The organism is Streptomyces sp. NPDC031379, from assembly GCF_055569615.1.
Map to the genome: position 1 here is coordinate 251,563 of NZ_JBVIIT010000001.1, position 25,279 is coordinate 276,841.

26 protein-coding genes and 1 pseudogene are annotated in these 25,279 nt (G+C 73.4%); 15 read left to right on the forward strand and 12 right to left on the reverse strand.

Translation table 11 applies throughout. The features are described from left to right. Positions 1–52: 52 nt before the first annotated feature. The 4 genes from ACZ5CW_RS01230 (at position 53) to ACZ5CW_RS01245 (ending at position 4,308) form a co-directional block, all read left to right on the forward strand. Positions 53–1,258: an amidohydrolase family protein gene (locus tag ACZ5CW_RS01230; protein WP_468597257.1), complete on the forward strand. Its 1,206-nt coding sequence runs from the start codon at positions 53–55 to the stop codon at positions 1,256–1,258. After that, positions 1,258–2,391 (forward strand): acyl-CoA dehydrogenase family protein, encoded by a 1,134-nt coding sequence (locus ACZ5CW_RS01235; RefSeq protein WP_468597258.1) that lies wholly within the window; start codon positions 1,258–1,260, stop codon positions 2,389–2,391. Before ACZ5CW_RS01230 ends, ACZ5CW_RS01235 begins: the two co-directional genes overlap by 1 nt. 2 nt (positions 2,392–2,393) lie before the next feature. Continuing rightward, positions 2,394–3,281 (forward strand): acyl-CoA dehydrogenase family protein, encoded by an 888-nt coding sequence (locus tag ACZ5CW_RS01240; RefSeq protein ID WP_468597260.1) that lies wholly within the window; start codon positions 2,394–2,396, stop codon positions 3,279–3,281. 553 nt (positions 3,282–3,834) lie between these two features. Then, the gene (locus tag ACZ5CW_RS01245; protein WP_468597743.1) at positions 3,835–4,308 is read left to right on the forward strand and encodes an ATP-binding protein; all 474 of its coding nucleotides are present in this window, start codon (positions 3,835–3,837) and stop codon (positions 4,306–4,308) included. A gap of 290 nt (positions 4,309–4,598) precedes the next feature. Here the strand turns inward: ACZ5CW_RS01245 and ACZ5CW_RS01250 are convergent, their stop codons facing one another. Continuing rightward, complete coding sequence (locus ACZ5CW_RS01250; RefSeq protein ID WP_468597262.1) at positions 4,599–5,525, reverse strand: cyclase family protein; 927 nt, start codon at positions 5,523–5,525, stop codon at positions 4,599–4,601. A gap of 86 nt (positions 5,526–5,611) precedes the next feature. On the opposite strand from ACZ5CW_RS01250, the gene ACZ5CW_RS01255 reads away from it, so the two are divergent. The 3 genes from ACZ5CW_RS01255 to ACZ5CW_RS01265 all read left to right on the forward strand — a co-directional run bounded on the left by ACZ5CW_RS01255 (position 5,612) and on the right by ACZ5CW_RS01265 (position 8,839). Beyond that, the gene (locus ACZ5CW_RS01255) at positions 5,612–6,523 is read left to right on the forward strand and encodes an SDR family NAD(P)-dependent oxidoreductase (protein WP_468597263.1); all 912 of its coding nucleotides are present in this window, start codon (positions 5,612–5,614) and stop codon (positions 6,521–6,523) included. 115 nt (positions 6,524–6,638) lie between these two features. After that, positions 6,639–7,790 carry an acyl-CoA dehydrogenase family protein gene (locus ACZ5CW_RS01260; protein ID WP_468597264.1) on the forward strand — a complete coding sequence of 384 codons (1,152 nt, stop codon included), beginning with the start codon at positions 6,639–6,641 and terminating at the stop codon, positions 7,788–7,790. Continuing rightward, complete coding sequence (locus ACZ5CW_RS01265) at positions 7,790–8,839, forward strand: Zn-dependent alcohol dehydrogenase (RefSeq protein ID WP_468597266.1); 1,050 nt, start codon at positions 7,790–7,792, stop codon at positions 8,837–8,839. The genes ACZ5CW_RS01260 and ACZ5CW_RS01265 overlap by 1 nt, the downstream gene beginning before the upstream one ends. Here ACZ5CW_RS01265 and ACZ5CW_RS01270 read toward each other — a convergent pair. Continuing rightward, positions 8,836–9,834 (reverse strand): GlxA family transcriptional regulator, encoded by a 999-nt coding sequence (locus ACZ5CW_RS01270; RefSeq protein ID WP_468597267.1) that lies wholly within the window; start codon positions 9,832–9,834, stop codon positions 8,836–8,838. The two genes, ACZ5CW_RS01265 and ACZ5CW_RS01270, sit on opposite strands and share 4 nt — an antisense overlap. A gap of 71 nt (positions 9,835–9,905) precedes the next feature. Between ACZ5CW_RS01270 and ACZ5CW_RS01275 the strand changes: the two genes are divergently transcribed. Beyond that, positions 9,906–11,210, forward strand: a complete 1,305-nt coding sequence (locus tag ACZ5CW_RS01275; protein ID WP_468597269.1) for an MFS transporter — start codon at positions 9,906–9,908, stop codon at positions 11,208–11,210. A 34-nt stretch (positions 11,211–11,244) separates the two neighbouring features. Here the strand turns inward: ACZ5CW_RS01275 and ACZ5CW_RS01280 are convergent, their stop codons facing one another. Together ACZ5CW_RS01280 and ACZ5CW_RS01285 are read right to left on the reverse strand one after the other, a co-directional pair. Continuing rightward, entirely contained in the window at positions 11,245–11,841 is a 597-nt protein-coding gene (locus ACZ5CW_RS01280; protein WP_468597271.1) for a flavin reductase family protein, read from the reverse strand. Between the two features lie 69 nt (positions 11,842–11,910). Then, the gene (locus tag ACZ5CW_RS01285) at positions 11,911–12,315 is read right to left on the reverse strand and encodes a hypothetical protein (protein WP_468597273.1); all 405 of its coding nucleotides are present in this window, start codon (positions 12,313–12,315) and stop codon (positions 11,911–11,913) included. Between the two features lie 339 nt (positions 12,316–12,654). Here ACZ5CW_RS01285 and ACZ5CW_RS01290 point away from each other — a divergent pair, with 339 nt between their 5' ends. Beyond that, positions 12,655–12,855 carry a hypothetical protein gene (locus ACZ5CW_RS01290; RefSeq protein WP_468597274.1) on the forward strand — a complete coding sequence of 67 codons (201 nt, stop codon included), beginning with the start codon at positions 12,655–12,657 and terminating at the stop codon, positions 12,853–12,855. 3 nt (positions 12,856–12,858) lie between these two features. Here the strand turns inward: ACZ5CW_RS01290 and ACZ5CW_RS01295 are convergent, their stop codons facing one another. From ACZ5CW_RS01295 to ACZ5CW_RS01310, 4 genes and pseudogenes are all read right to left on the reverse strand, one after another. Next, positions 12,859–13,653 carry an enoyl-CoA hydratase/isomerase family protein gene (locus ACZ5CW_RS01295; RefSeq protein WP_468597276.1) on the reverse strand — a complete coding sequence of 265 codons (795 nt, stop codon included), beginning with the start codon at positions 13,651–13,653 and terminating at the stop codon, positions 12,859–12,861. After that, positions 13,644–15,881 carry an acetate--CoA ligase family protein gene (locus ACZ5CW_RS01300; protein WP_468597278.1) on the reverse strand — a complete coding sequence of 746 codons (2,238 nt, stop codon included), beginning with the start codon at positions 15,879–15,881 and terminating at the stop codon, positions 13,644–13,646. The genes ACZ5CW_RS01295 and ACZ5CW_RS01300 overlap by 10 nt, the downstream gene beginning before the upstream one ends. Before the next feature lie 107 nt (positions 15,882–15,988). Continuing rightward, complete coding sequence (locus tag ACZ5CW_RS01305) at positions 15,989–17,167, reverse strand: flavin-containing monooxygenase (RefSeq protein ID WP_468597280.1); 1,179 nt, start codon at positions 17,165–17,167, stop codon at positions 15,989–15,991. 124 nt (positions 17,168–17,291) lie between these two features. Then, positions 17,292–17,561: pseudogene (locus ACZ5CW_RS01310) on the reverse strand (subtype B tannase); the annotation flags it as partial. 126 nt (positions 17,562–17,687) lie between these two features. Between ACZ5CW_RS01310 and ACZ5CW_RS01315 the strand changes: the two are divergent. Together ACZ5CW_RS01315 and ACZ5CW_RS01320 are read left to right on the forward strand one after the other, a co-directional pair. Beyond that, positions 17,688–18,137, forward strand: coding sequence for a DoxX family membrane protein (locus ACZ5CW_RS01315; protein ID WP_468597282.1), 450 nt, complete (start codon positions 17,688–17,690; stop codon positions 18,135–18,137). After that, positions 18,137–18,532: a Zn-ribbon domain-containing OB-fold protein gene (locus ACZ5CW_RS01320; protein ID WP_468597744.1), complete on the forward strand. Its 396-nt coding sequence runs from the start codon at positions 18,137–18,139 to the stop codon at positions 18,530–18,532. Before ACZ5CW_RS01315 ends, ACZ5CW_RS01320 begins: the two co-directional genes overlap by 1 nt. 94 nt (positions 18,533–18,626) lie before the next feature. Here the strand turns inward: ACZ5CW_RS01320 and ACZ5CW_RS01325 are convergent, their stop codons facing one another. Together ACZ5CW_RS01325 and ACZ5CW_RS01330 are read right to left on the reverse strand one after the other, a co-directional pair. After that, positions 18,627–19,295, reverse strand: coding sequence for a pyridoxine/pyridoxamine 5'-phosphate oxidase (locus ACZ5CW_RS01325; RefSeq protein ID WP_468597284.1), 669 nt, complete (start codon positions 19,293–19,295; stop codon positions 18,627–18,629). Between the two features lie 95 nt (positions 19,296–19,390). Continuing rightward, positions 19,391–20,563: a thiolase C-terminal domain-containing protein gene (locus tag ACZ5CW_RS01330; protein WP_468597285.1), complete on the reverse strand. Its 1,173-nt coding sequence runs from the start codon at positions 20,561–20,563 to the stop codon at positions 19,391–19,393. Positions 20,564–20,676: 113 nt separating this feature from the next. Between ACZ5CW_RS01330 and ACZ5CW_RS01335 the strand changes: the two genes are divergently transcribed. Then, a complete protein-coding gene (locus tag ACZ5CW_RS01335) occupies positions 20,677–21,861 on the forward strand; it encodes an acyl-CoA dehydrogenase family protein (protein ID WP_468597287.1) in 1,185 nt (394 codons plus the stop codon). Next, on the forward strand, positions 21,861–22,343 hold the full coding sequence (locus ACZ5CW_RS01340; protein ID WP_468597289.1) for a nitroreductase family deazaflavin-dependent oxidoreductase: 483 nt from the start codon (positions 21,861–21,863) through the stop codon (positions 22,341–22,343). The genes ACZ5CW_RS01335 and ACZ5CW_RS01340 overlap by 1 nt, the downstream gene beginning before the upstream one ends. A 92-nt stretch (positions 22,344–22,435) precedes the next feature. Here ACZ5CW_RS01340 and ACZ5CW_RS01345 read toward each other — a convergent pair whose 3' ends face one another. Further along, positions 22,436–23,053, reverse strand: a complete 618-nt coding sequence (locus ACZ5CW_RS01345; RefSeq protein ID WP_468597291.1) for a LysE family translocator — start codon at positions 23,051–23,053, stop codon at positions 22,436–22,438. 82 nt (positions 23,054–23,135) lie between these two features. Between ACZ5CW_RS01345 and ACZ5CW_RS01350 the strand changes: the two genes are divergently transcribed. Next, positions 23,136–23,588 (forward strand): Lrp/AsnC family transcriptional regulator, encoded by a 453-nt coding sequence (locus ACZ5CW_RS01350; protein ID WP_468597293.1) that lies wholly within the window; start codon positions 23,136–23,138, stop codon positions 23,586–23,588. A 76-nt stretch (positions 23,589–23,664) separates the two neighbouring features. Here ACZ5CW_RS01350 and ACZ5CW_RS01355 read toward each other — a convergent pair whose 3' ends face one another. Then, a complete protein-coding gene (locus ACZ5CW_RS01355) occupies positions 23,665–24,312 on the reverse strand; it encodes a TetR family transcriptional regulator (protein ID WP_468597295.1) in 648 nt (215 codons plus the stop codon). Positions 24,313–24,434: 122 nt separating this feature from the next. Between ACZ5CW_RS01355 and kbpA the strand changes: the two genes are divergently transcribed. Next, complete coding sequence (gene kbpA, locus ACZ5CW_RS01360; RefSeq protein WP_468597296.1) at positions 24,435–25,169, forward strand: AfsK-binding protein KbpA; 735 nt, start codon at positions 24,435–24,437, stop codon at positions 25,167–25,169. Positions 25,170–25,279: the final 110 nt, after the last annotated feature.

A 25,279-nucleotide genomic window follows, 5' to 3' on the forward strand; every position in this document is an offset into this window, starting at 1 on the left:
GACATGCTATCTGACGGACCATCAGATAAGTACCGTCCGGCGGAGGGGACCCATGGCCACCGAACTGCCCCGCATCATCAGCGTCGACGACCACGTGATCGAGCCCGCCCACCTCTTCGAGACCTGGCTGCCGGCCAGGTACCGGGACCGGGGGCCCCAGCCGCTGACCGCGGGGATCGGGGAGCTGGCCTATGTCGGCGGCAAATACCAGATCACCATGGACCCTCAGGGCCAGCCGACGGACTGGTGGATCTACGAGGACCTGAAGTTCCCGTACAAGCGGAACATCGCCGCCGTCGGCTTCGACCGGGACGAGATGACCCTGGAGGGCATCACCCGGGAGCAGATGCGGCGCGGGTGCTGGGACCCAGGGGCGCGGCTGGAGGACATGGACCTCAACCATGTCGAGGCCAGCCTCTGCTTCCCGACCTTCCCGCGCTTCTGCGGGCAGACCTTCGCCGAGGCGCACGACAAGGAGGTCGCCCTCGCCTGCGTGCGCGCCTACAACGACTGGATGGTGGAGGAGTGGTGCGGGGACAGCGGGGGGCGGCTGATCCCGCTGTGCCTGATCCCGCTGTGGGACGTGGAGCTGGCCGTCGCGGAGATCCGGCGCAACGCCGCGCGCGGGGTGCGGGCCGTCACCTTCTCCGAGATCCCCACCCATCTGGGGCTGCCGTCCATCCACTCCGGGTACTGGGACCCCTTCTTCGCCGCCTGCCAGGAGACCGGCACGGTCGTCAACATGCACATCGGCAGCAGCTCCCAGATGCCGGCCGCCTCCCCGGACGCACCGCCCGCCGTGCAGGCCTCGCTCAGCTTCAACAACGCGATGGCCTCGATGATGGACTACCTCTTCAGCGGGGTCCTGGTGAAGTTCCCGCGGCTCAAACTCGCCTACTCCGAGGGGCAGATGGGCTGGGTCCCCTACGCCCTCGAACGCGCCGACGACGTGTGGGAGGAGCACCGTGCCTGGGGCGGGGTGCGCGATCTGATCCCCGAGCCGCCGTCGACGTACTACTACCGGCAGATCTTCTGCTGCTTCTTCCGGGACAAGCACGGCGTCGCCTCGATCGACGTCGTCGGCCGGGACAACGCCACCTTCGAGACCGACTACCCGCACGTCGACTCGACCTTCCCGCACACCAAGGAGGTCGCCCTCGACCATGTGAAGGGCCTGGACGAGGAGACGGTCTACAAGCTGATGCGGGGCAACGCCATCCGCATGCTGGACCTGGACCTCGACAAGCAGACCCCGTGATGGACCTCTCCCACACACCCGCGGAGGAGGAGTTCCGGGCCCGGCTGCGGGAGTGGCTGGCCAAGGTGCTGCCCACCCTGCCGGCCAAGCCCCCGCCCGGCGACTGGCCCGGCCGCCGCGCCCACGACCTCGGCTGGCAGCGCATGCTGTACGACGCCGGGTACGCCGACGTCCACTGGGACGCCTCCCCGACCACACGGCTGATCTTCCTGGAGGAGACCGAGAAGGCGGGCGCGCCCTACGTGGGGGCCAACTTCGTCGGGCTGCTGCACGCGGGGCCGACCATCGCCGCCGAGGGCACCCCCGGGCAGCGGGCGCGCTGGCTGCCGCCGATCCTGCGCGGCGAGGAGGTCTGGTGCCAGGGGTTCAGCGAACCCGGCGCCGGCTCCGACCTCGCCGCGCTGCGCACGCGCGCGTGGCGCGACGGCGACCACTACGTGGTGACCGGCTCCAAGATCTGGACCTCGCACGCCGAGGTCGCCGACTGGTGCGAACTGCTGGTCCGCACCGCCCCGGACGCGCCCAGGCACCAGGGCATCACCTGGCTGGCCATGCCCATGGACGCCGACGGCGTCACCGTACGGCCGCTGCGCACGCTCGCCGGGTCGGCCGAGTTCGCCGAGGTGTTCCTCGACGAGGTGCGGGTGCCGGTCGCGAACCGGGTCGGGGCGGAGAACGACGGCTGGCGCGTGACCATGGTGACGCTCTCCTTCGAACGCGGCACGGCCTTCGTCGGGGAGGTCGTCGCCTGCCGCCGGGTGCTGGGCGAACTGGCCCGCACCGCACGGGAGAACGGCCGCTGGGACGACGCGGTGCTGCGCCGGCGGCTCGGGCGGCTCGACGCGGAGTTCCGGGCGCTGTGGCGGCTGACCCAGTGGAACGTGAGCGAGGCGGAGGCGAGCGGCGGGGTGCCCGGCGTAGGGGGTTCGGTCTTCAAACTGCGCTACTCGCACGCCCGCCAGGAGCTGTACGACACCGCCGCCGAGGTCCTCGGCCCGGACTGCCTCGACCTGGACCGCCCCTGGGTCCTCGACCGGCTGTCCGCCCTGTCGTACACCATCGCCGCCGGCACCTCGCAGATCCAGCGCAACATCGTGGCCGAGCGGATTCTGGGCCTGCCGAAGGGGAGATGAGCATGCGCTTCCGACTCACCGAGGAACAGGGGCACTTGCGGACCGGCGTGCGGGAGCTGCTGGGGCGGTGCTTCGGGCGGGAGGCGCTGCGGGCGGCCGTGGACGCCCCGGGCCGGATCGACCGGGCGCTGTGGCGGACGCTCGGGGAGGCGGGGTTCTTCGCCCTGCGGCTGCCGGAGGCGGACGGCGGGGTCGGACTGGGCCTGCCCGAGGCCGTGCTGGCCTTCGAGGAGGCGGGACGGGCCCTGCTGCCGGGGCCGCTCGTGGCCACCCATCTGGCGGCCGGCTCCGTGCCCGGTGCGGCCGCCGGGGAGACGGTCGTGGCGGGCGTGGACGGCGCGCTGGTGGAGTGGCTGGACGCGGCGGACGTCGTCCGCGGGAACGCCGCCGGTGCCGTGCCGCTGCGGTCGGTGGATCCGCTCACGCCCCTGCACCGCGTGCCCGGCGCAGGCGGCGGCGAGTCCGGCGCCGGGCCCACGGATCACGTGGCCGGTCTCCTCACCGCCGCCGAGCAGCTGGGCACGGCCGTACGGGTGTGCGAGCTGGCCGTGCAACACGCCCGGACGCGCGAGCAGTTCGGTCGGCCGGTCGGCGCCTTCCAGGCCGTCAAACACCTGTGCGCCGACCTGCTGGTACGGGCCGAGACCGCACGCGCCGCCGTCTACGCCGCCGCCGTGACCGCCGACCCCGCCGACATCGCCGCCGCCCGGCTGCTCGCCGACGAGGCCGCCGTACGGGGAGCCCGCGACTGCCTCCAGGTGCACGGCGGCATGGGCTTCACCTGGGACGCGGACGTGCACCTGCACCTGAAACGGGCCTGGGTGCGGGCCCGGCGTGGCGGTGGGAGCACGCAGAGTGAGGAACTTCTCGCCGCGCGACTGGCGGTCTGACCGGCCGGCCGGGCCCTGGGCTGCGCCACCGCAAAAGCCATGGCCCAAGATGTCGCGGATCGTGGCTTCGTGGTGTCACGGAGCGTCGATACCGGGTTGTGTCCTTCGTGTGACTCGTCACGGCCTGGAGTCGGGTGCCCGCTCCGGTACCTTGTGTGGGATGCGAGTGGCTGCGAGCACGAGCCGTGCCGGTGGCGCCCCTGGGGTGGTGCCGGTCCGCGCGGTGCGCGCCGCTGTTCGCGGGGCGGTCAGGGCCTCTGCCTCCGCCTGTTCGACTCCCCGGCACGAGCGTCGCACAGTATGCCTTACGCGTACTCCTTCGCGCTGGAATATGCCCGAAGCGCTTGTTGGGGTGACTGTACGTCAACCATGCTGTCTCGTAAGGGAATCACGTTCCGTGACCCTTGCTCTGGCCGTTGTTCTGGCCATGCAGAAAATGGCTACGATCGTGGCCCTCGTCGTGCTGATCGCCGCGGCTCGCCCCGTGGCGTCCGGGTGGCGTCGGGTCATGTGTCCGCCGGTTCGGATGGTGTGAGCGGTGCAGGTGCTTCAAGTGCAGCTGGAGATCCGGCCCGACCCCGCGGAGGTGGGGCGGGCGAGGAGATGGACCCGCTCGCGGCTCGCCGGGTCCGGGATAGAGGCCGACGAGCCGTTGGCCGAGACCCTGATCCTGCTCGTCTCCGAGCTGGTGACCAACGCCGTGGTGCACACCGGCCGACCGGCCGTGCTGCGGCTCTCCCTGCCGGGTCCGCCGGCCCCGGCCGCCCCGCCGGCCACGGTGCGGGTGGAGGTGACCGACACCAGTTCCCGCGCTCCCGTGCCGCGGTGCGCCGGCAGCGACGCCACCGGTGGCCGGGGTCTGGCCCTCGTGGACTGCCTGGCCGACCGCTGGGGCTGGAGCCCCGAGGGTGCCGGCAAGAGCATCTGGTGTGAACTGGACCGCTGTTCGAAGCCGCGGGAGAGCGCGGCGATGGCGTACGGGGGCGGACTGTCCGCGTACGGGGGCCTCGCCTTCGAGGCGGTGTAGCCCCCGGTGCGCGGGTGCGCCGGGGGTGCATCCGTGCGCGGGCCCCGTGAACAGGGCGTACGTGACAAATCCCCGTTCCGGCGTTGACGACCCGCGTCCGTCTGATCACGCTGGTGGGCGTCGATTCGCCGCGAGGGGACGGCGAGGGCCCGGGGTGACGGCGGTCCTCGTCGAGTGTGGGTCGCACCGGTCGGCGGCGCGTGCGCACCGCGGTGGGGGGAGGCGCGCCACCGGCCGGTTACGTCAGGGGTGCAGCGGCCGCCGGTTCCACGGCGGCGACGCGCCGGGTCTCAGAGGATCGCCACCGGCGCCACCGGGGTCCCCGTCGCGCCGACGAACGGCTCGGGCATCGCCGACAGCAGGAAGGCGTACCGCCGCTCTTCTCCACAGGCTGTGGACAACTCTTCGAGATTCCAGTTCTGGCCCTGGAGCATCCCCATCTCCACCAGGTCCAGGGCGTGCACGGGCAGCCACAGATTCTCGATCTCGGGCGGAAATATCTCAAACGTGAGCGTGTCGTTCGCGACCGCCGCCACATCGCGGGCGTGGAACCACTCCGGGCAGCGCACCGAAAGCCCCGGCGACGGGTAGCCGTACCCGTGCTTGTCCCCGGCCAGGTACACCCCCACCTGCCCGGTGCGGACGAGCACGATGTCACCGGGCCGGACGCGGACACCGCCGAACTCCTCCGCCGCCCGGAGGTCCTCCGGCGTGACCGCGTGAGCGCCCGCCAGCCGGTCCACGCCCCGCGCGCGGGCCACGTCCAGCAGCACCCCGCGCGAGACGATGTGCCGGGCCTTGTCGATCCCGCCGAACGCGGCACCGTCGTGCGCGGTGACCGTGTGCGCCGGCCGGCCGTTGTAGAGCCGCCCCGAGTGCGACACATGCGTGAGCGCGTCCCAGTGGGTGCCCGCCTGCAGCCCCATGGTCACCACGTCGTCGCTGCAGGCCACCGTGCCCGGACCGAACAGCTCCTGGTTGACCTGCACCATCGCGTGCAGCGGATTGACCCGGCCGGGGATCATCCCGGTCTGCACCCCGTCCTGCCGGAGCGGCAGCGCGAGCGGGACGCGGCGGCCCGACCGGATCTCGGCGGCCGCCGCGCGCACCACCTCGCCGGTGATGAGGTTGAGCGTGCCGATCTCGTCGTCGGCGCCCCAGCGCCCCCAGTTGTTCACGCGCTCGGCGATCTCGTGGAACTCCTCCGGCAGTGCCATCCGGTGCCTCCCCGGGGCTTGTGTCCGCGCGTCCGGCGCGCCATAGAATCTAACGGACCGTCAGAAACCGCGGGAAGGGGCCGGGCGTGGGGAACTTCTTGGCAGGCAAGGTGGTCGCCGTGACCGGCGCCGGACGCGGCATCGGGCGGGCGGTCGCACTGGCCGCGGCGGCCGAGGGGGCGAAGGTCGTCGTCAACGACTACGGCGTCTCGGTCGACGGCGCGTCCCCCGCCGGCGAGGTCGCCGAGGCCGTCGTCAAGGAGATCGGGGCGGCGGGCGGGGACGCGGTCGCGGTGGCCGACGACGTGTCCACGATGGCCGGTGGCCGGCGGATCGTGGACGTCGCGCTGGCCTCGTACGGGCGGCTCGACGGTGTGGTGTGCGTCGCCGGGATCCTGCGCGAGCGGATGCTGTTCAACATGTCCGAGGAGGAGTGGGACCCGGTCGTGGCGACCCACCTCAAGGGCACGTTCACGGTGTTCCGGGCGGCCTCCGCGGTGATGCGCAAGCAGCGGGCGGGGACGCTGATCGGGTTCACCAGCGGCAACCATCAGGGATCGGTGGCGCAGGCCAACTACAGCGCGGCGAAGGGCGGGATCATCTCCCTGGTCCGCAGCGCGGCCCTGGGGCTGAACAAGTACGGGGTCACGGCGAACGCGGTGGCGCCCGTGGCCCGTACGCGGATGTCGGCCGACGTGCCCATGGAGCTGGCGGAGATCGGGGAGCCGGAGGACGTGGCCGCGCTCGTCGTGTACCTGCTGTCGGACGCCGCACGGGAGCAGGGGGTGACCGGGCAGGTCTACACGATCGCCGGGCCGAAGCTCGCGGTGTGGGCCCAGCCGCGGGAGTTGCGGGCCGCGTATGCGGAGGGTTCCTGGACGCCGGAGCGGATCGCGGAGTTCCTGCCGGGGACGGTGGGAGTGGATCCGATGCCGATGCTCTCGCGGGTGCAGGAGATGGAACGGGCCGCCCGCGCGGGGGACCGGCCGAACGCCTAGCGGGGTGGGGTGCGTGCCGTGTGGCGGGTGCGGGTGCGGGTGCGGTGTGGCCGGCCGCACGGTTCCCCGCGCCCCAGAGGCCACCGGAGCCGACCGGTGGGGAGAGGAGAGTCCCGTGGAGTTTGGATTCGACCCCGAGGACGAGGCCTTCCGGGCCGACGCGAAGGCCTGGCTCATGGAGCACGCCGGTCACGGGCGGGACCGGCGGGCCTGGGAGCGCACTCTCGGGAAGGACGGCTGGATCGGGCTCGGCTGGTCCGAGTCCGGGTACGGCAACCGCAGTGCCTCCCTCACCCAACAGGTCGCCTGGGCCGAGGAGTACGCGCGGTCCGGGGCGCCGCCGCGCTCCGGGCACATCGGCGAGAACCTGCTCGCGCCCACCCTGCTCGCCCACGGGACGCGGGAGCAGAAGGCCCGGTTCCTGCCGCCCGTCGCCGCCGGCGACGAGTTGTGGTGCCAGGGGTACAGCGAGCCCGGCGCCGGGTCGGACCTCGCCGGGGTGAGCACGAGGGCCGAGCGGGCCGCGGACGGGTCGTACCGGATCACCGGCCAGAAGATCTGGACGTCGCTCGCCCGCGAGGCCGACTGGTGCTTCGTGCTGGCACGCACCGAGCCCGGATCGCGGCGCCACCACGGGCTGACCTTCCTCCTCGTCCCCATGGACCAGCCGGGGCGCATCGAGGTCCGCCCCATCCGGCAGATGACCGGCACGAGCGACTTCAACGAGGTCTTCTTCGACGGGGCGCACGCACGCGCGGAGCACGTCGTCGGAGGAGCGGGCGGCGGCTGGCGGGTCGCGATGAGCCTGCTCGGCTTCGAGCGCGGGGTCTCCACGCTCGCCCAGCAGATCGGGTTCGCCCAGGAGCTGGCGCGGGTCGTGCGGACGGCCGTGGAGACGGGGGCGGCGGCCGATCCCGTCGTCCGCGACCGGCTGGTGCGCCAGTGGGCCGAGCTGCGCACCATGCGGTGGAACGCCCTGCGGACCCTGGGGCGTCCGGAGGACGCGGGCGCGCCCAGCGTGGCCAAACTGCTGTGGGCGGGCTGGCACCAGCGCCTCGGCGAACTGGCGATGCAGGTGCGCGGGACGGCGGCGGGTGTCGGTCCGGCGGACTGGACGCCCTCGGCACCGTACGAACTCGACGCCTCGCAGCACCTGTTCCTCTTCTCCCGGGCCGACACCGTCTACGGCGGCTCGGACCAGATACAGCGCACGATCATCGCCGAGCGTGTGCTCGGCCTGCCCAGAGAGCCCAAGGGGGCCGTGTGATGCGTGGTGTGGTGTTCGACGGCAGGCAGGTCCGGGTGGTGGACGACCTGGCGGTGCGGGAGCCGGGCCCGGGCGAGGTGCTGGTGGCGATCACGGCGGCCGGGCTGTGCCACAGCGACCTGTCCGTGGTGGACGGCACCATCCCCTTCCCGGTGCCGGTGGTGCTGGGCCACGAGGGCGCCGGGGTGGTCGAGGCGGTCGGCGCCGGTGTCACCCATGTCGCGCCCGGCGACCACGTGGCGCTGTCCACGCTCGCCAACTGCGGCACGTGCGCGGAGTGCGACCGCGGCCGGCCGACGATGTGCCGGCAGGCGATCGGGCGCCCGGGCAAGCCGTTCACCCGGGGCGCGGAAGCGGTGTACCAGTTCGCCGCCAACTCGGCCTTCGCGGAACGCACGGTCGTCAAGGCCGTACAGGCGGTGCGGATCCCCGAGGACATCCCGCCGGCGTCCGCCGCGCTGATCGGCTGCGGGGTGCTCACCGGGGTGGGGGCGGTGCTGAACCGGGCCCGGGTGGACCGGGGGGACAGCGTCGTCGTCATCGGCACGGGCGGGATCGGGCTGAACGTCCTGCAGGGCGCCCGGCTCGCGGGGGCCCTGCGGATCGTCGCCGTGGACGCCGACCCGGCCAAGGAGACGCTGGCCCGGCGGTTCGGCGCGACCGACTTCCTGACGTCGGCGGACGGCGTGCGGGACCTCCTGCCCACGGGCGCCGACCACGCCTTCGAGTGCGTCGGGCGCGTGGAACTGATCCGCGCCGCCATCGACCTCCTGGACCGGCACGGCCAGGCGATCCTCCTCGGTGTGCCCCCGGCCACGGCCGAGGCGTCCTTCCTCGTCTCCTCGCTCTACCTGGACAAGTCCGTCCTCGGCTGCCGCTACGGCTCCTCCCGCCCCCAGCGGGACATCGCCCTGTACGCCGAGCTGTACCGCGAACGCCGCCTGCTGCTCGACGAGCTGGTGACGGCGACCTACCCCGTGGAGGACTTCGAGAAGGCCCGCGCGGACGCGGAGGCGGGCCGCGTGGCGCGGGCGGTGCTCACGTTCTAGACGCCGTTCACCGCCGCCCGGAACGTGCGGCGGTACGCCGTCGGCGTCACCCCGAGCGCCTGCTGAAGATGCTGCCGCATCGACTGGGCCGTGCCGAAGCCCGCCTCCCGGGCCACCTGGTCCATGGACAGGGCGGTGGACTCCAGGAGGTGGCGGGCGCGTTCCACGCGCTGCTGGGTGAGCCACTGGCCGGGGCTGACGCCGACCTCCTCGCGGAACCGGCGGGTGAAGGTGCGCACCGACATGGCCTCCTGCTCGGCCATGTCCCGCAGCTGGATCGGCTCGTGCAGGCGGCCCAGCGCCCAGGCCCGCGCGGCGGTCGTCGTGGCGAGCTGCGGATCGGGGACCGGGCGGTGGATGTACTGGGCCTGGCCCCCGTCGCGGTGGGGCGGTACGACCGTGCGGCGGGCGACGTCGTTGGCGACCGCCGTACCGAAGTCGCGGCGGACCATGTGCAGGCACAGGTCGATGCCGGCGGCCACCCCCGCCGAGGTCAGGACGTCCCCGTCGTCGACGAACAGCACGTCCGCGTCCACCCTGATCCGCGGGAACAACCGCTGGAAGCGCTCGGCGTCGGCCCAGTGCGTGGTCGCCGGGCGGCCGTCCAGGTAGCCGGCGGCGGCGAGGACGTACACGCCGGTGCAGATGGAGGCGAGCCGGGTGCCGGGGCGGATGCGGGCCAGGGCGTCGGCCAGTTCGCCGGTCAGCCGGCCCTCCTCGTAGAGCGGGCCGAGTTCGTACGACGCCGGGACGATCACCGTGTCGGCGGTGGCCAGCGCCTCCGGGCCGTACGGCACGTGCACGGCGAAGTCGGCGTCCGTCTCGACCGGTCCGGGCGGCCGTACCGAACAGGTCACCACCTCGTACAGCAGCCGTCCTTCCGCGTCCTTCGGGCGGCCGAAGATGCGGTGCGGGATGCCCAGCTCGAAGGGCAGCAGCCCGTCGAGGGCGAGGACGACGACCCGGTGCGGACGGAACCCCTCAGCGACAGCCATGGCCCGATCCTAGCGAATGCTGTCCTTTGGGCCACTCGATGGAAAGGCCGCCCGGCCGGAGGCTTGACGACGTGACTCAGACAAGCCCAGCCGCAGCCTCCGTCCAGGCTCCGCCCGCCCGGAACCCCCGCGTGCACCGCGCCTGGTTGGTCGCCGCCGTCACCTTCGTCACGATCATCGGCGCGGCCGCCTTCCGCTCCCTGCCCAGCCTGCTCATCGACCCGCTGAACGAGCAGTTCGGCTGGTCGCGCGGCACGATCGGCGCGGCCGTCTCCATCAACCTCGCGCTGTACGGCCTCACCGCCCCCTTCGCGGCCGCGCTGATGGACCGCTTCGGCATCCGCCGGGTGGTCGCCGTCGCGCTCACCGTGATCGCGGCCGGCTCGGGCCTGACCGTGTGGATGACGGCGGCCTGGCAGCTGTGGCTGTGCTGGGGCCTGCTGGTGGGCCTCGGCAGCGGCGCGATGGCCCTCGCCTTCGCGGCGACCGTCACCAACCGCTGGTTCACCGAGCGGCGTGGCCTGGTCAGCGGCATCCTCACCGCCGCCTCCGCCTCCGGCCAGCTGATCTTCCTGCCGCTGCTGTCCTGGATCGTCGACCGGCACGGCTGGCGCCCCGCCTCCGTCACGGTCGCCCTGGCCGCGCTCGCCGTGGTCCCCTTCGTCTGGATGCTGCTGCGCGACCACCCGGCCGACGTCGGCCAGAAGCCCTACGGCGCGAAGGAGTTCGTGCCCAAGCCGCCCCCGGTCACCGGCGCCGCCCGCCGCACGCTCACGGTCCTCTCCTCCTCCCTCCGCACCGGCACCTTCTGGCTGCTCGCCGGCACCTTCGCGATCTGCGGTGCCTCCACCAACGGCCTCGTCCAGACCCACTTCGTGCCGGCCGAGCACGACCACGGCATGCCGGTCACGACGGCGGCCTCGCTGCTCGCGGTCATCGGCGTCTTCGACGTGGTCGGCACGATAGCCTCCGGCTGGTTCACCGACCGCTTCGAACCGCGCCGCCTGCTCGCCGTCTACTACGCCCTGCGCGGCCTCTCCCTGCTGTTCCTGCCGATGCTGCTGGGCCCCTCCGTCCACCCGCCGATGCTCTTCTTCATCGTCTTCTACGGCCTCGACTGGGTGGCGACCGTCCCGCCGACCCTGGCGCTGTGCCGCGAGCAGTTCGGGGAGGACAGCGCCATCGTCTTCGGCTGGGTGCTCGCCTCCCACCAGATCGGCGCGGCCCTCGTCGCCTACCTCGGCGGCCTCGCCCGCGACGTCTTCGGCTCCTACGACATGGTCTGGTACGCCTCCGGCACCCTGTGCGCGGCGGCGGCCCTGATGTCCCTGGTGATCCGCCGCGCCCCGGTGGCCCCGCTGCCCGCCGTGTCCTGAACCCCCCACCGCGCAGGGGGAGCCGGCGACCGCCTCAGTCGGCGCGGAGCCGGGCGAACCGCCCCCGGTGGAAGAGCAGCGGTTCGTCCGGACCCTCCGCGCCGAGGGCGTCCACCCGGCCCACGACGATCAGGTGGTCGCCCCCGGTGTGCACGGCGTGGACGGTGCAGTCGATCCAGGCGGCGGCACCGGCGAGGCGCGGGGAGCCGGAGACCGGCGCCGGATCGTGCGCGACCCCCGCGAACTTGTCGGCGCCGCTCACCGCGAAGGCGCGGCACAGCTCGCCCTGGCCGGAGCCGAGGACGTTGACGCAGAAGGCGCCGGCGCGGGCGATGCGCGGCCAGGTGGTGGACGTACGGCCCACCATGAAACAGACGAGGGGCGGGTCGAGGGAGAGGGAGGAGAAGGACTGGCAGGCGAAGCCGGCGGGGGCGCCGGAGGGGTCGGCCGGCGGTGCCGTGATCACGGTGACGCCGGTCGCGAACGCCCCCAGCACCCGCCGGAACTCGCCCTGGTCCACCGGTGCCCGCTCGTCCTCCCGCACGCACCGCAACTCCGGCCGCGGCAGCGCCTCCACGGGCCTGGGCCCCAGATACCGGACGGCGGCAGCCGCCGCCCCTGCGTGTCCCATCACGCCTTCCATTGAAGCTGACGGCACGTCAGATGAAAAGCCCGGGGGAAGCACCGGTGAAACCGCCGCCTAGGCTGCGGCCCTGGGGTGGGAGCAGGTGCGAGGGCGGGTCCGGGGGGTCCGGTCGCCGTGGCGGTCCGGTGACATGGCCGCGGCGATCGCCGTGAACGCGGCGCAGCTGCCGGCGGCCGGGCTGTTGTGGTGGATCGGGGCCGTCACCCGGGACCAGTACGACTCCGGCGGCGGGGGCGCCTTCGGGCTCCTGTGTCTGCTGCTGTTCGCGCCGCTGCTGCTGCCGTTGCCGGGCATGCTCGTCTCCGTCGTGCTGACGCTGCCCGCGGTGGGGCTCGCCCGGCCGGCGGGCCGGCGGTTCGGCGGGCCGGACCTGGCCTGGCGGCCGGCCGGGGCGGTGGCCACGGCCGTCTGCTGGGCCGGGGTGACGGCGGCGCTCTGGCACTGGCCGTTCGCCACCACGGCGTCGGTCCTGACCGCCCTGGGCGTACTGCCCGCGCTCGGCGTCACCTACGTCCGCACGCGTTCCTGGTCGCCATGGGGCCTGTGGTGGCGCTCGGCGCTCGCCGGTACCGGTCTGTTCGCGCTGGCCCTCGGCGGCGGGATCGTGGCCTCCGTGACCGGGCTGATCACGCAGTACCAGCCGCCGAAGCTGACCAGCGCCCAGCTCCTGGGGGTCTGGCGGGGCGCGGGAGGAGCCGAACTGCGGCTGCGCCCCGACGGCCGGGCGGAGGCCCGCAGGCTGCCGACCGAGCCCACGGACCGCGACGGGACGGACCAGGACCACCAGGACTACGTGGTGTGCGCGGGCTCCGGCACCTGGGAACCCGACGACGACCCGGACGGCACCGGGCGCGAGGCATCCGCCTGCGCCTGGACGGTGCCTGCGGGATCGACACCCACTGGTCGGTCAGCGGCACCGCGGCCGATCCCGAGCTGTTCGTGCGCTTCGGCGACCCGGACGGGGGCAGCCTGCGGACCCTCGACCGCGCCGCGGACTGACCCTCAACGTCCCCGGAACAGCGGGCTCCTGCGCTCCGTGAACGCTCGCAGGCCCTCCTGGGCGTCCTCGGTCGTCAGGTTGATCTCCTGGGCGGCCGCCTCCGCGGCGAAGGCGGCGGCCCGGTCCGCGTCGAGGGAGGCGTTCACCAGTTGCTTGGTCAGGGCGAGGGCCCGGGTCGGCCCCGCGGCCAGCCGGGCCGCCCACTCCCGTGCCGTCTTGCCCAGCTCCCCGTCGGGGACGACCTGGTTGACCAGGCCCAGCCGCAGCGCCTGCGCCGCCGGGACCGCGTCCCCGAAGAACATCAGCTCCTTGGCCCGTTGCGGCCCGACCAGCCGGGGCAGCAGATAGGCGCCGCCGCCGTCCGGTACGAGGCCGCGCCGCACGAACACCTCGATGAACCGGGCGGACTCGGCGGCCAGCACCAGGTCGCAGGCGAGCGCGAGATGCGCGCCGAGCCCGGCCGCCGTGCCGTTCACGGCCGCCAGCACCGGCTTCTCGCAGTCCAGCACGGCGGCGATCAGCCGCTGCGCGCCGAGGCGCAGGGTGCGGGCGACGTCGCCCGGGACGCGCTCCCCGCCGCCCGCGCCGCCCCGCAGGTCCGCGCCCGCGCAGAACCCGCGCCCGGTCCCCGTGAGCACCACCGCCCGTACCGCCGGATCGGCCGACGCCTGAGCCAGCAGCTCGATCAACCGCTCCCGCTGGGCGGGGGTGAGGGCGTTGAGGGCCTCGGGCCGGTCGAGGGTGACGTACGAGACGTGGTCGCGGACCTCGTGCCGCACCGTGTCGCTCACCTGCACACCACCAGCGCGTCCAGTGCCACCGCGCCCTGTCCGCGGGGCAGCACCATCAGCGGGTTGATGTCCAGCTCGGCGATCTGCCCGCCGAGTTCCAGGGCCATGCGCTGGACCCGCAGGACCACCTCCACCAGCGCGTCCCGGTCGGCCGGCGGCCGGCCCCGGACCCCGTCCAGCAGGGCCCGGCCGCGCAGGTCGGTGAGCATGTCCCGGGCCTGGTCCTCGCCGAACGGCGGGACGCGGACCGCCGTGTCCCGCAGCACCTCCACCAGCACCCCGCCGAGCCCCACGGTCACCGTCGGCCCGAACAGCTCGTCGTGCGTCACACCGACGACCATCTCCACGCCCTGCTCGACCATCTGGCACACCAGGACGCCGTCCAGCGAGACGCCCTCGTAACGGGCGATGTCGGTCAGTTCGCGGTAGGCGTCCCGGACCTGGCTCGCCGAGGTCAGGCCGATCTTCACCAGGCCCAGTTCGCTCTTGTGGGCGATCTGGGCGCCGGAGGCCTTCATCACCACCGGGTAGCCGACCTGCCCGGCCGCCCGGACGGCCGCCGCCGCGCTGGTCACCAACTGCTCGCGCGGCACCCGGATGCCGTAGGCGCGCAGCAGTTGCTTGGCCGCGTGCTCGCTGAGCTGCCGGCCGGGCTGCATCAGGGCCTCGGCCTTGCGGAAGGAGAGCGAGGGGGTGCGCGGGGCCTCGTCGAAGGGGGAGCGGTAGTCGCTCACGAAGCGGTGGTGGTCCAGCCAGGCGCGGACGGCGGTCAGGCAGTTGCCGACGGTGCGGAACGTGGCCACGCGGGAGGAGCCCAGCAGGACGTCCCGGTACGCGGGCTCGGTGCCGACCGGCGAGCCCCACACCACGCACACCAGCTTGTCGGTCTCCTCGGCCGCCTCGACCAGGTCGCTCACGAGCTTGTCGCTGAGCGGCGGGAAGGGGCCGGTGACCGGGCAGACCAGCACGCCGACCGCCGGGTCGGCGAGGAGGGCGTCAATGATCTTCCGGCCGCGCCGGTCGCCGACCGGGTGGCCGCCGTTGTCCACCGGGTTGGCCACGTTCAGGTACTCCGGTATCCACTGGTGCAGCTCGGCCTGCCTGGCCTCGGACAGGCGGGGGAGCCGCAGCCCGGCCGCCGTGGCCAGGTCGGCGACATGGGCGCCGGTGCCGCCGGAGATGGAGTAGACCGCCACCCCGTCCGCGCGGGGAGGCCGGGCCCGTGCCAGCAGGGCGGCGGTGTCCTGGAGTTCGTCCAGGCCGTCGACGCGGAGCACGCCGTACTGCCGCATGGCCGCGTCCACCACGTCGTCGGCGCCGGTGAGCTTGCCGGTGTGCGAGGCGGCCGTACGGGCCCCGGCCTCGGTCCGGCCCACCTTCACGGCGACCACGGGCACCTTGCGGCGGGCGGCGCGGTCGGCGGCCAGCAGGAAGGCACGGCCGTCCTTCAGTCCCTCCAGGTAGCAGGCGATGGCGCCGACCTCGGGCTGCTCCGCGAACCAGGAGAGGAAGTCTGCGGTCTCCAGATCGGCCTCGTTGCCGGTGGGTGCCCAGTGCGAGAGCCGGATGCCCAGCTCCTGCAGGGCGAAGACCGGCCGGCCCTGGTGCCCGGACTGGGTGATCAGGGCGATGGCGGGGCCGGAGAGGTCCTCCCGGAAGCGTTCGAAGGCGTTGAGGTTGGTGTTCGGGCCGAGCAGCCTCAGCCCCGAGCCGCGTACGGCGTCCGCGAGCCGCCGCTGTGCCTCGGCGCCCGCCTCGCCGGTCTCCGCGAAGCCGGAGGCGAAGGCGACGGCGAACTTCACCTTCGCCTCGGCCAGTTCCCCGATCACCGGGAGCGGGTCGGCGACCAGCAGGACCGCCAGGTCGATCTGTTCGGGCAGGTCGGCGACGGAGCCGGCGCACGGGACGCCGAACACCGACGGCCGGACCGGATGCACCGGGTGCACCCGCGCGCCGACCCGCTCGGCCCACGCCAGCAGCTGCCGGGTGATCCCCGTGTTGGGCCGCCCCTCGGTGTCGGAGGCGCCGATCACGGCGACGGACTCGGGCCGGAAGAAGCGGGAGAGGTCGGGTACGTCGGCATACAGCGGGCGCCCGCTGACGTCGAGACCGGTCCCCCCTTCCCGGTCGTCGGTCCGGCCGTGGACGGCGGGTCCGGGCCGCTGCTCGCCGCAGGCGATGACCCGGGCCCGGCGGGAGTCGGTGGTGAGGGTGCCGTGGGTTGATCCAAGCATCGTTCCGCCCGCTCCTGTGAGAGACAGCCAGTAACCTGACGCTCTGTCAGGTTACTGAACTGACGGTGTGTCAGGAATGGTTCGGAACGGCAAAGTTGCCGAGCGGGCTAACCCAGCCGCCTGGCCACCGCCTTGGCGATCCGCCCGGCGTCGAGCGCCATCTCCCGGAACATCCCACTGATGGGATTGGTGAATCCGGTGAAGTACAGACCCGGTGCCCTCTCCGGTGTGCGGCCGCCGTGCACCACCGGCCTGCCGCGCTCGTCCAGCACCCCGAGATGCCCGACCAGCCCCTCCAGCGCCCGGACGTACCCGGTGGCCGCGATCACCGCGTCCGGCGTCAGACGGCTGCCGTCGGCGAGGACCACCTTGCCGTCCTCGAACGCCTCGACGGCGGCCACGATCTCGACCCCGCCCGTGCGCACGGCGTCGATCAGGCCGACGTCCTGGACCGGGATGGCACCCTGCCGCACCCTGCTGTACAGGCCGGTGTCCGGGCGTGGCAGTCCCTGCGCGGACAGGTCCGGGGTGCTGACGCGGCCCACCGGGCCGGCGAGCCGGTCCACCAGCCGCACCGGCAGCCGCCGTACCAGCACGCCCGTGTACTGGGCGGCCCAGCCGAAGGTCGAGCGGCGCAGGATGTGCGGAACGGTACGCACGGCCAGCCGGACCCGCGCGGCCCCGCCCTCCGCCAGGTCCACGGCGATCTCCGCGCCGGTGTTGCCGATGCCGACGACGAGCACGTCCCGGCCGGCGTACGGCTCGGCGTTGCGGTACTCACCGGCGTGCCGGAACTCCCCGGCGTACGCCTCCCGGCCGGGCCAGCCGGGGATGCGCGGGGTGTGGTTGAAGCCGGTGGCGACGACCACCGCGCTGCCGGTCAGCTCGCGCCCGCCGGAGGCGTGCAGCAGCCAGCCCGCGCCGTCCCCGGTCCGCTCGACCCGGTGGACCTCCACGCCGGTGACGATCTCCAGCTCGTGGTGCTCGGCGTACTTCTCCAGGTACCGCACCACGTTGTCGCGGGACACCCAGCGCCCGAACCTCCGGGGTATCGCGAGGCCCGGCAGCGCGGACAGGCGCCGGGTGGTGTGCAGGTGGAGCCGGTCGTAGTGCCCGCGCCAGGAGGCGCCCACCTGGTCGGCCTTCTCCAGCACCACGGCCCGCACGCCCCGTGCCCGGAGCGCGTACGCGGCGGCCAGGCCGCCCGGGCCGGCGCCGATGACGTAGACCGGGCGGTCGGCGGGGGTCGACGAGAGGAGCACGGAGGCGGGACGGGAGGCTGCCATGAGCGGGAGCGTAATCACACCTCCGCTTGATGGGTCTCGGTCAAGACCGGAATTGGTTGCGGATTGATCACGTGTGTGAAGAAGTGACCGCGACTCGTGACGCGGCCCTCATGAATGCGGGGGCTTACCGCTTCCCGCCCCGGTGGCCGGTGACCTCGGCGATCCACGTGACGAAGTCGCCCGGGTCCGTGTTGGCGCCGTGGCCCTGGTCCCAGTAGGAGAGGTGGTCGACGTCGTCACCGAGGCCGTGGGCGGCGGCGGCCAGGTTCGCCGACACCGTCAGCGAGGTGTCGCAGTCCTTGGTGCCGAGCCGGATCCACCAGTGCCTGGAGCGGTGCGGGTTGGCCTTCTCGACCAGGTGGTACATCGGGTTCATCAGAGGCACCGGCGACGGCGCCGATGCCCATGACGACCGTCCTGCGCTTCACTGCCCTGTGCTTCACCGGTTTCACGGTGCGCGCACAGCGAACCCCGGGCGGAAGGCTCGGCAAGGGCCGCAATCTGACGTACCGTCAGATCCATGGACGCGATATGGCTGGACGGCGCGGAGTGGCTGGCGGTGCTGCGCACGGGCCTCGGTCTGTGGTGGCTGGAGAGCTGGCGGCACAAGGACAAGAAGGCCTGGTTCGAGCGGGGGAGCGGCATCGCCTGGGCGGCCGACGTGGCCGCGAAACACCGGTGGACCCCGGTCCGGGCGGGCTTCGACACGGTGGTCCGGCCGCACCCCCGGCTCATGGCGTACGTCGTGGCCTACGCCGAGCTGTCCCTCGGTCTCGGCCTGATCCTCGGCTTCCTGACCCCGGTCGCCCTGCTCGGCGGCCTGCTCCTGAACGCGCTCTACTTCGTCCTCATGATCCATGACTGGGCGGAACAGGGCCAGAACTCGATGATGGCGCTGATCTCGCTGGTCGGCTTCTTCGGGATGGCGTGGCAGACCTGGTCGGTGGACGCGTGGATCGGGTGGTTCTGATGGGCGGCCCGCGCTACGACCTTCCGGAACCCGACGCCTTCACCCGCCCCTACTGGGAGGCGGCGGCGCGGGGCCGCCTGCTGATCCGCCGCTGCGGGGCCTGCGGCCGGGCTCACCACTACCCCCGGGAGTTCTGCCCACACTGCTGGAGCGAGGAGGTGGTCTGGGAGCGGGCGAGCGGTCGCGCGACCCTGTACACCTGGTCCACGGTCCACCGCAACGACCTGCCGCCTTTCGGTGCCCGCACCCCGTACACGCCGGCCGTGGTCGACCTGGCGGAGGGGCCGAGGATGATGACGGAGGTGGTGGACTGCGCGGCGGAGCACCTGGCGGCGGGGATGCCGCTGCGGGTGCGGTTCCGGGAGGGGAGAGCGGTGTTCGGCCCGGGGGCGTGACGCGCGGGGCGGGTGCGGGTCGCCGGCGGCCGCGAGGAGCGGGCGGCGCGGGCGGCCCCATGGCGCCGTCCCGGAGCCGCCCGGCCGGACCCCGTCACGGCCACAGCAGCGTCCTGCTCCAGCCGAACTCCGTGCTGCGGTACTCCAGGCGCACGTGCCGCCTGTGCGGGTCGCCCTGGAAGAACTCCACCGTCTCCGGGTGCAGGCGGTACAGGGTCCAGGTCGGGGACGGCTCGGCGGGGTGCTCGCGGGCCCTCTCCCAGGCCGCCTCCGAGGCCCGCCGCAACTCCTCCAGCGAGGGCAGTTCCTCGCTCTGCCGCCCGGTCAGCGCCGCCGCCAGCGCCCCCGTGGACCGCGCGTGCAGATCGGCCTGGCTCTCCTCGGAGGGCGCCGACGTGACCGGCCCCCGTACCCGGATCTGGCGCCCGAGCGCCGGCCAGTAGAAGGCCAGGGCGGCGTACGGGTGTGCGCTCAGCGCCCGGCCCTTGCGGCTCGTGGCGTGCGTGGCGAAGGACCAGCCGTCCGCGTCGGCGCCGTGCAGCATGACGATCCGTACGTCCGGCTCGCCCGCTTCGTCCACCGTCGCCAGCGACATCGTGTGCGGCTCCGGCTGGCCCGCCGCCACCGCGTCCGCGAACCAGCTCGTGAACAGTGCCAACGGCGTGGGCGGGGCCGTGTCCGGGTCGAAGTGGCGCAGCTCCGTCGTCCCGGGGGCCCAGACCCGCAGTGACCGGAGCAGCTCGTGGAGATCGTGTCGTGCCATGGGGCGAGTATCGCCCCGGCCTCCCGGGCGGCCCGGACCGGCCTGCGTCCCCTGCGCGCCGTGCCGCCCCGGCCCCCTCCGCGCCCTTCCCCTCCTCACTCCCGCCCCAGCACCACCGTCCCCGTCGAGCAGAACCAGCCCCCCGTCCCCGACGCGACCCCCAGTCGTGGCAGTTCCCCGTCCCGGGCGCGGACTTGGCGGTCACCGGCCTCGCCGCGCAGCTGGCGCACCGCCTCCACCAGGAGGAAGAGACCGCGCATTCCGGGGTGTTGGGCGGACAGGCCGCCGCCGTCCGTGTTCACCGGCAGGTCCCCGCCCCGCACCAGCAGGCGTCCCTTCGCCACGAACGCCCCGCCCTCGCCCTTGGCGCAGAAGCCCAGGTCCTCCAGGGTCACCAGGGTCATGTAGGTGAAGGCGTCGTAGATCTCGGCGAAGTCGATGTCGTGGGGGCGGACGCCGGCCCGCCGGAAGGCCAGGCGGCCGCTGACCGCCGCCGGGGAGACCGTGAAGTCCGGCCACTCGGACATCGTGGCGTGGGAGACGTGCTCGCCGGTGCCGAGGATCCAGACGGGGGCGGTACGGCAGTCCCGGACGTACTCCTCGGCCGCCAGCAGGACCGCCGCCCCGCCGTCCGAGCGCAGGCAGCAGTGCAGCTTGGTGAAGGGATCGGCGATCATCGGGCCGGAGAGGACGTCGTCGACGGTGACCGGGGCGCGGAACATCGCTTCCGGGTTCAGGGACGCGTTCGCCCGCGCCTGGACCGCCACCTCCGCCAGCTGCTCGATCGTCGTGCCGTACTCGATCATGTGGCGGCGGGCCGCCATCGCGTACTTGGCGATCAGTGTGTGGCCGTAGGGGACCTCGAACTGGAGGGGGCCCCGGGCCCCGAAGGAGAGGTCGCCCGTTCGGCGGCCCGCCTTGATGTCCGCCCGCGCCGTCGAGCCGTAGGCGAGGAGGACCGCGTTCGCGTGGCCTGCCGCTATCGCGTCCGCCGCGTGCGCCGCCATGACCTCCCAGGTCGAGCCGCCCACCGAGGTGGAGTCCACCCAGGTGGGACGCAGGCCCAGGTACTCGGCGACCTCCACCGGGGCCAGCGTGCCGAGGCCCGCCGAGGCGAACCCGTCCACCCGGGCGCGGTCCAGGCCGGCGTCCGCGAGAGCGCGGCGGGCCGCCTGGGCGTGCAGGGTGTACGGGGTCGCGTCGTCCACACGGCCGCAGTCGGAGAGGGCCACGCCCACCACGGCGACTTTCCTGCTCCCTGGCTTCATGGATCTGACGGTACATCAGATATCGCGGGCGGCGGCAGGGCCGTGTCTCTGGGCATCGCCGCGGGGCCGCTCTAATATGACGCACCGTCAGATCCGGTCCGGAGGGATCAGCCATGGACACGCGTCTCACCGCCGAGCAGGACGAGATCCGCCGAACCCTGCGCGAGCTGCTGCGCAAACGCTGCGGCTCCCCCGAGCTGCGGACCGCCCTCGACAGCCCGGCCGGGTACGACCCCCTCCTGTGGTCCGCCCTCGCCGACCGGCTCGGCCTGCCGGGGCTCGCCCTCCCCGAGCGGTACGGCGGTGTCGGCTGCTCGCCGACGGAGCTGGCCCTGGCCTGCGAGGAGACGGGGCGCGCCCTGGCGCCCTCGCCGCTGCTGGCCACCTCCGTCCTCACCGCCCCGCTGATCCTCGGGCTCGGATCTGCGGCCCAGCGCGCCGAGCTGTTGCCCGAGCTGGCCGCCGGGCGCCTGACCGCCGCCCTCGCCGTCCCCGGGCCCGCCCTCGCCACGGCCCTCGCCCTGACCGGCGCGAACGCCGGGTACGCCGCGGGCGGGGGGCGGGCGGGCGGCGTACAGGCCCGGCGGGCCGGCACCGGGTGGATCCTGTACGGCCAGGCCGACCAGGTGCTGGACGGGCACAGCGCGGGACTGCTGCTCGTCGCCGCGCACACCGGCGGGTTCGCCCGGTCCCGCACGCGCCTGTTCCTGGTGGCGGGGGACGCCGCGGGACTCGTCCGGGACCGGCAGACCGCACTCGACGCCACCCGGCCGCAGGGGCGCGTGCAACTGCGGGACGTTCATGCCGAGTTGCTCGGAGAGGACGGCACGGACGTGCTGCCCGCGCTCGCCGCGCTCGGGGACTTCGTCGCCGCCGTCCTCGCCGCCGAGGCCGTGGGGGCCGCCGGCCGGGTGCTGGAGCGGACCGTGGAGTACGTCGGGCAGCGGGTGCAGTTCGGACGGCCCGTCGGGTCCTTCCAGGCGGTGAAGCACCGGCTGGCGGATGTGTACGTGGCGGTGCGGGCGGCACGGTCGGCCGCCTACTACGCCGCCTGGGCGACGACCCGGGGCGAAGGGGTGGGCGGACTCGCGCTCGCACAGGCGCTGGAGGCGTTGCGCGGTGCCGCCGCCGAGGGCGTCCAGCTGCACGGCGGGATCGGGTTCACCTGGGAGCACGACGCCCACCTGTACTTCAAGCGGGCGGCCGGGGACGAGCTGCTGTTCGGGCCGGTGCACCGGCTGCGGGACCGGGCCGCCGAGACGGCGGGGCTCTTCGTGCGCGGTGAGGTGGCGGTCTGATGGCCCCCGCCGCCGGCGTCCGGCTCGTGCAGAAGGTGTCGTCCACCCGGCTCTTCGCGAAGGTGGCCCCGCATGTGATCCCGGCCCTCGACCGGGGCGTGCACCGGCTCACCCGGGGAAAGGTGCTGCTCAGCGCCCAGCTGCTGCCGGGGGTGATCCTCACCTCCACCGGAGCCCGCAGCGGGCTGCCCCGCCGGACCCCGCTGGCGTGCATGCCCGAGGAGGGCGGGCGGAGCTGGCTCCTCGTCGGCTCCAACTTCGGCCGGACGGGCCACCCCGCCTGGACCCACAACCTGCTCGCCCGACCGGAGGCGTCGATCAGCTGGAAGGGCGAGGACATCCCCGTCACCGCCCTGTTGCTCACCGGGGAGGAGCGGGCCGCGGCCTGGCGGGCCCTGCTGGCGTTCTGGCCGCCGTATGCCACGTACCAGGCCCGGGTGACGCGGGAGATCCGCCTCTTCCGGCTCACCGCCGTGCCCTGAAAGGGGCGCGGGGAGCTGCGCGGCCGGCCACCGCGACGCCGCACCCGGGCCGACGGACCCGCGGCTGCCCGGCCTCTCCTCGCCCGGCGGAGCTAAAGCGTCGCCAGCCGTTCCACCAGCAGAAACGCGCCGATTCCCAGCATCGCCGCGCCCGAGGTGCGGGTCACCGCCCGGGCCGCCGCCGGGCGGGCCGCGAGCAGGGCGCGGGCCAGGACGCCGACGGTGAGGTAGACGGCCGCGCAAGCCGCCATGTGGAGCAGGCCGAGGGCCGCCGTCTGGGCGGGTACGGGCAGGTGGGCGCCCCGCAGGGTGAGGAACTGGGGAAGCACGGAGAGGTAGAGCAGCAGGCCCTTGGGGTTCAGGCCGCTGATCGTCGCCCCGCGCAGGAAGAGCCGCCCGGCGGGCGGGGGCGCGTCCGCCGCCCCGGGGACGGCCGGGCGGCGCAGCACCGACCAGCCCAGCCACAGCAGGTATCCCGCACCCGCCACCGTCAGGGCCGTCAGCAGCCGGGGCGACCCCGCCACCAGGACCGCCAGGCCCGCCGTCGCCAGGACCGTGTGCAGCGCGTACCCGCAGACCAGTCCCGCCACCGCGCGCACCACGGAGCTGCCGCGCAGGGTGGTGGCGATGACGTACGCCCAGTCGGCGCCCGGTACGCACACCAGCAGCAGGTCCACGGCGAGGAAGGAGAAGAGCAGTCCCGAGTCCATGCTGGGGACATTAGGCGCGATTGGCCCGAAAGTGTTCCTGAAGTTTGCCCATGATCACGGATTTTGAGCAAATATCTTTCTCATGGACGACGTGGACCGAAAAATCCTTGCCGAGCTGCAGCAGGACGGGCGGCTGACCGTGACGGAGCTGGCCGCCCGGGTGCGCCTGAGCGTCTCGCCCTGCCACCGGCGGCTGCGCGAGCTGGAGCGCTCCGGTGCCATCCAGGGCTACCGGGCGGTGGTGGACGCGGCGGCGCTCGGCCTGACCTTCGAGGCGCTGGTCTTCGTGTCCATGCGGCAGGAGGACCGGGACACGGTCGCCGAGTTCGAGCGGGCGGTCAGCGAACTGGATCATGTGCTGGACGCGCAGCGGCTGTTCGGCGAGCCGGACTATCTGCTGCGGATCGCCACCGCCGACCTCGCCGCTTTCCAGCGGCTGTACGACGAGCGCCTCGCGACCCTGCCGGGGGTGCAGCGGCTGACCTCGACGCTGGTGATGAAGCACGTCGTCCGGGACCGGCCGCTGCCCGCATAGCAGCGCAGGCGGCGGTTCACGTCCGGTGAACCACCGCCTGCCAGACAGGACTTGGGACCTGGAAAAAGGGCGGGCGCTACTTGCTCGGCTTCTTGCCGGTCACGCCCAGGTGGACCAACAGCGCCAGGTTCGGCTTGAGTTCGGCCTGCTTCACACCCCAGGACGAGAAGCCCTTCTGGTGCGCCGCCACCGCCGCGAGCATCGCGACCAGCGAGCCGGCCACCGCCGCCGGGTTCACGTCCTTGTCGACCCTGCCCTTGGCCTGCAGTTCCGTGATGGCGTCCGCGAGGGAGTTGTTGACCGAGTTCAGGATCTTCATGCGGAGCTTGTAGAAGCGTTTGTCCCCCTCGGCCGCGCCGAGGTCGACCACGCGCAGGATCGCGTCGTTCTTCCGCCAGAACTCCAGGAATCCGTCGACGAGTTCCTGCGCCGTCTGCCAGCCCGCCTTGCCGGCCCAGCTGCGCCCCTCGAGGAGTTCGGTCAACCCGGCGCCCTCGGCCGCCATTTGCTCGGCGACCTCCAGGACGGCGCCCTCGACATCCGGGAAGTACTGGTAGAAGGTCGCGGGCGAAGTGCCCGCCTTCCGGGCGACATCGATGACCTTGACGTCCCGGTAGGGGGAGGAGCTGAGCATCTCGCTGAGGCAGTCGAGCAGCTTCTGCCGGGTCGCCTGCCCACGCCGGCCGGCCACGCGGCCGTCGACGGTACGCACTTGTCCTGTCATGCCGTCAGCTTACCGAGGGGTGATCGGAGCGCGATTCGGCCGACTGCAAATGGGGTGCACGGGTGCTCTGGGGGTGGTGTGCCTGGTCTGCGCGGTGCGCGCGGCCCGGTTACTTTGACGACATGGCCGAAAACAGGGCATCCGGGCACGAAGAGGCGTACAGGGAGGGCGTCCCCTGCTGGGTGGACGCCCAGCTGCCCGACGTCGAGGCGGGCAAGCGGTTCTACGGTGAGCTTTTCGGGTGGTCCTTCGGGGAGGCGTACGGCTCCTCGGTGTGGGCCCGGCTGGACGACGACCTCGTCGCCTCGCTGGCCCCCAAGACGGACGGCCGCATGCCCACCGTCTGGACGGTCTCGTTCGCGGCCTCGGACGCCGTGGCCCTCGCCCGGCGGATCACCGCGGCCGGCGGTCAGGTGGTCATGGCCCCCTTCCCGGTGGGCGACCTCGGCACCGCCGCCCTGGCCGCCGATCCCGAGGGTGCGGTGTTCGGCCTGTGGCAGGCGGGCACCCACCCCGGCTTCGGGCGCCGGCGCGCACCCGGCACCTTCGTCTGGGCCGAGCTGTACACCCGGGACACCGCCGCCGCCAACGCCTTCTACGGCGACCTCTTCCACGACGCCCTGTTCGGCACCGGCGCCGAGCCCGACTTCGGGCGCGCCGACGTCACCGACGTCTTCCCCGCCGAGATGCCCCCGCACTTCCTCACCCACTTCCGGGTCGCGGACCTGGACGACGCGCTCGAGGCCGTGCGTCGGCTCGGCGGACGGGTCCAGGCGCCACCCTTCGAGACGTCGTACGGACGAGTGGCCGTCGTCACCGACAATCAGGGGGCGTCGTTCGCACTACTGCAGCGGTGATCCGTCCGCTTTGACGGAAGACACCCCGATTTGTCGCCGGGTTCGCAGCCAGCCGTCCGGCCAGGAAGAATCGGGGTGCGTGCCGCCATGGCGGTGCGGTGGTGAGACGC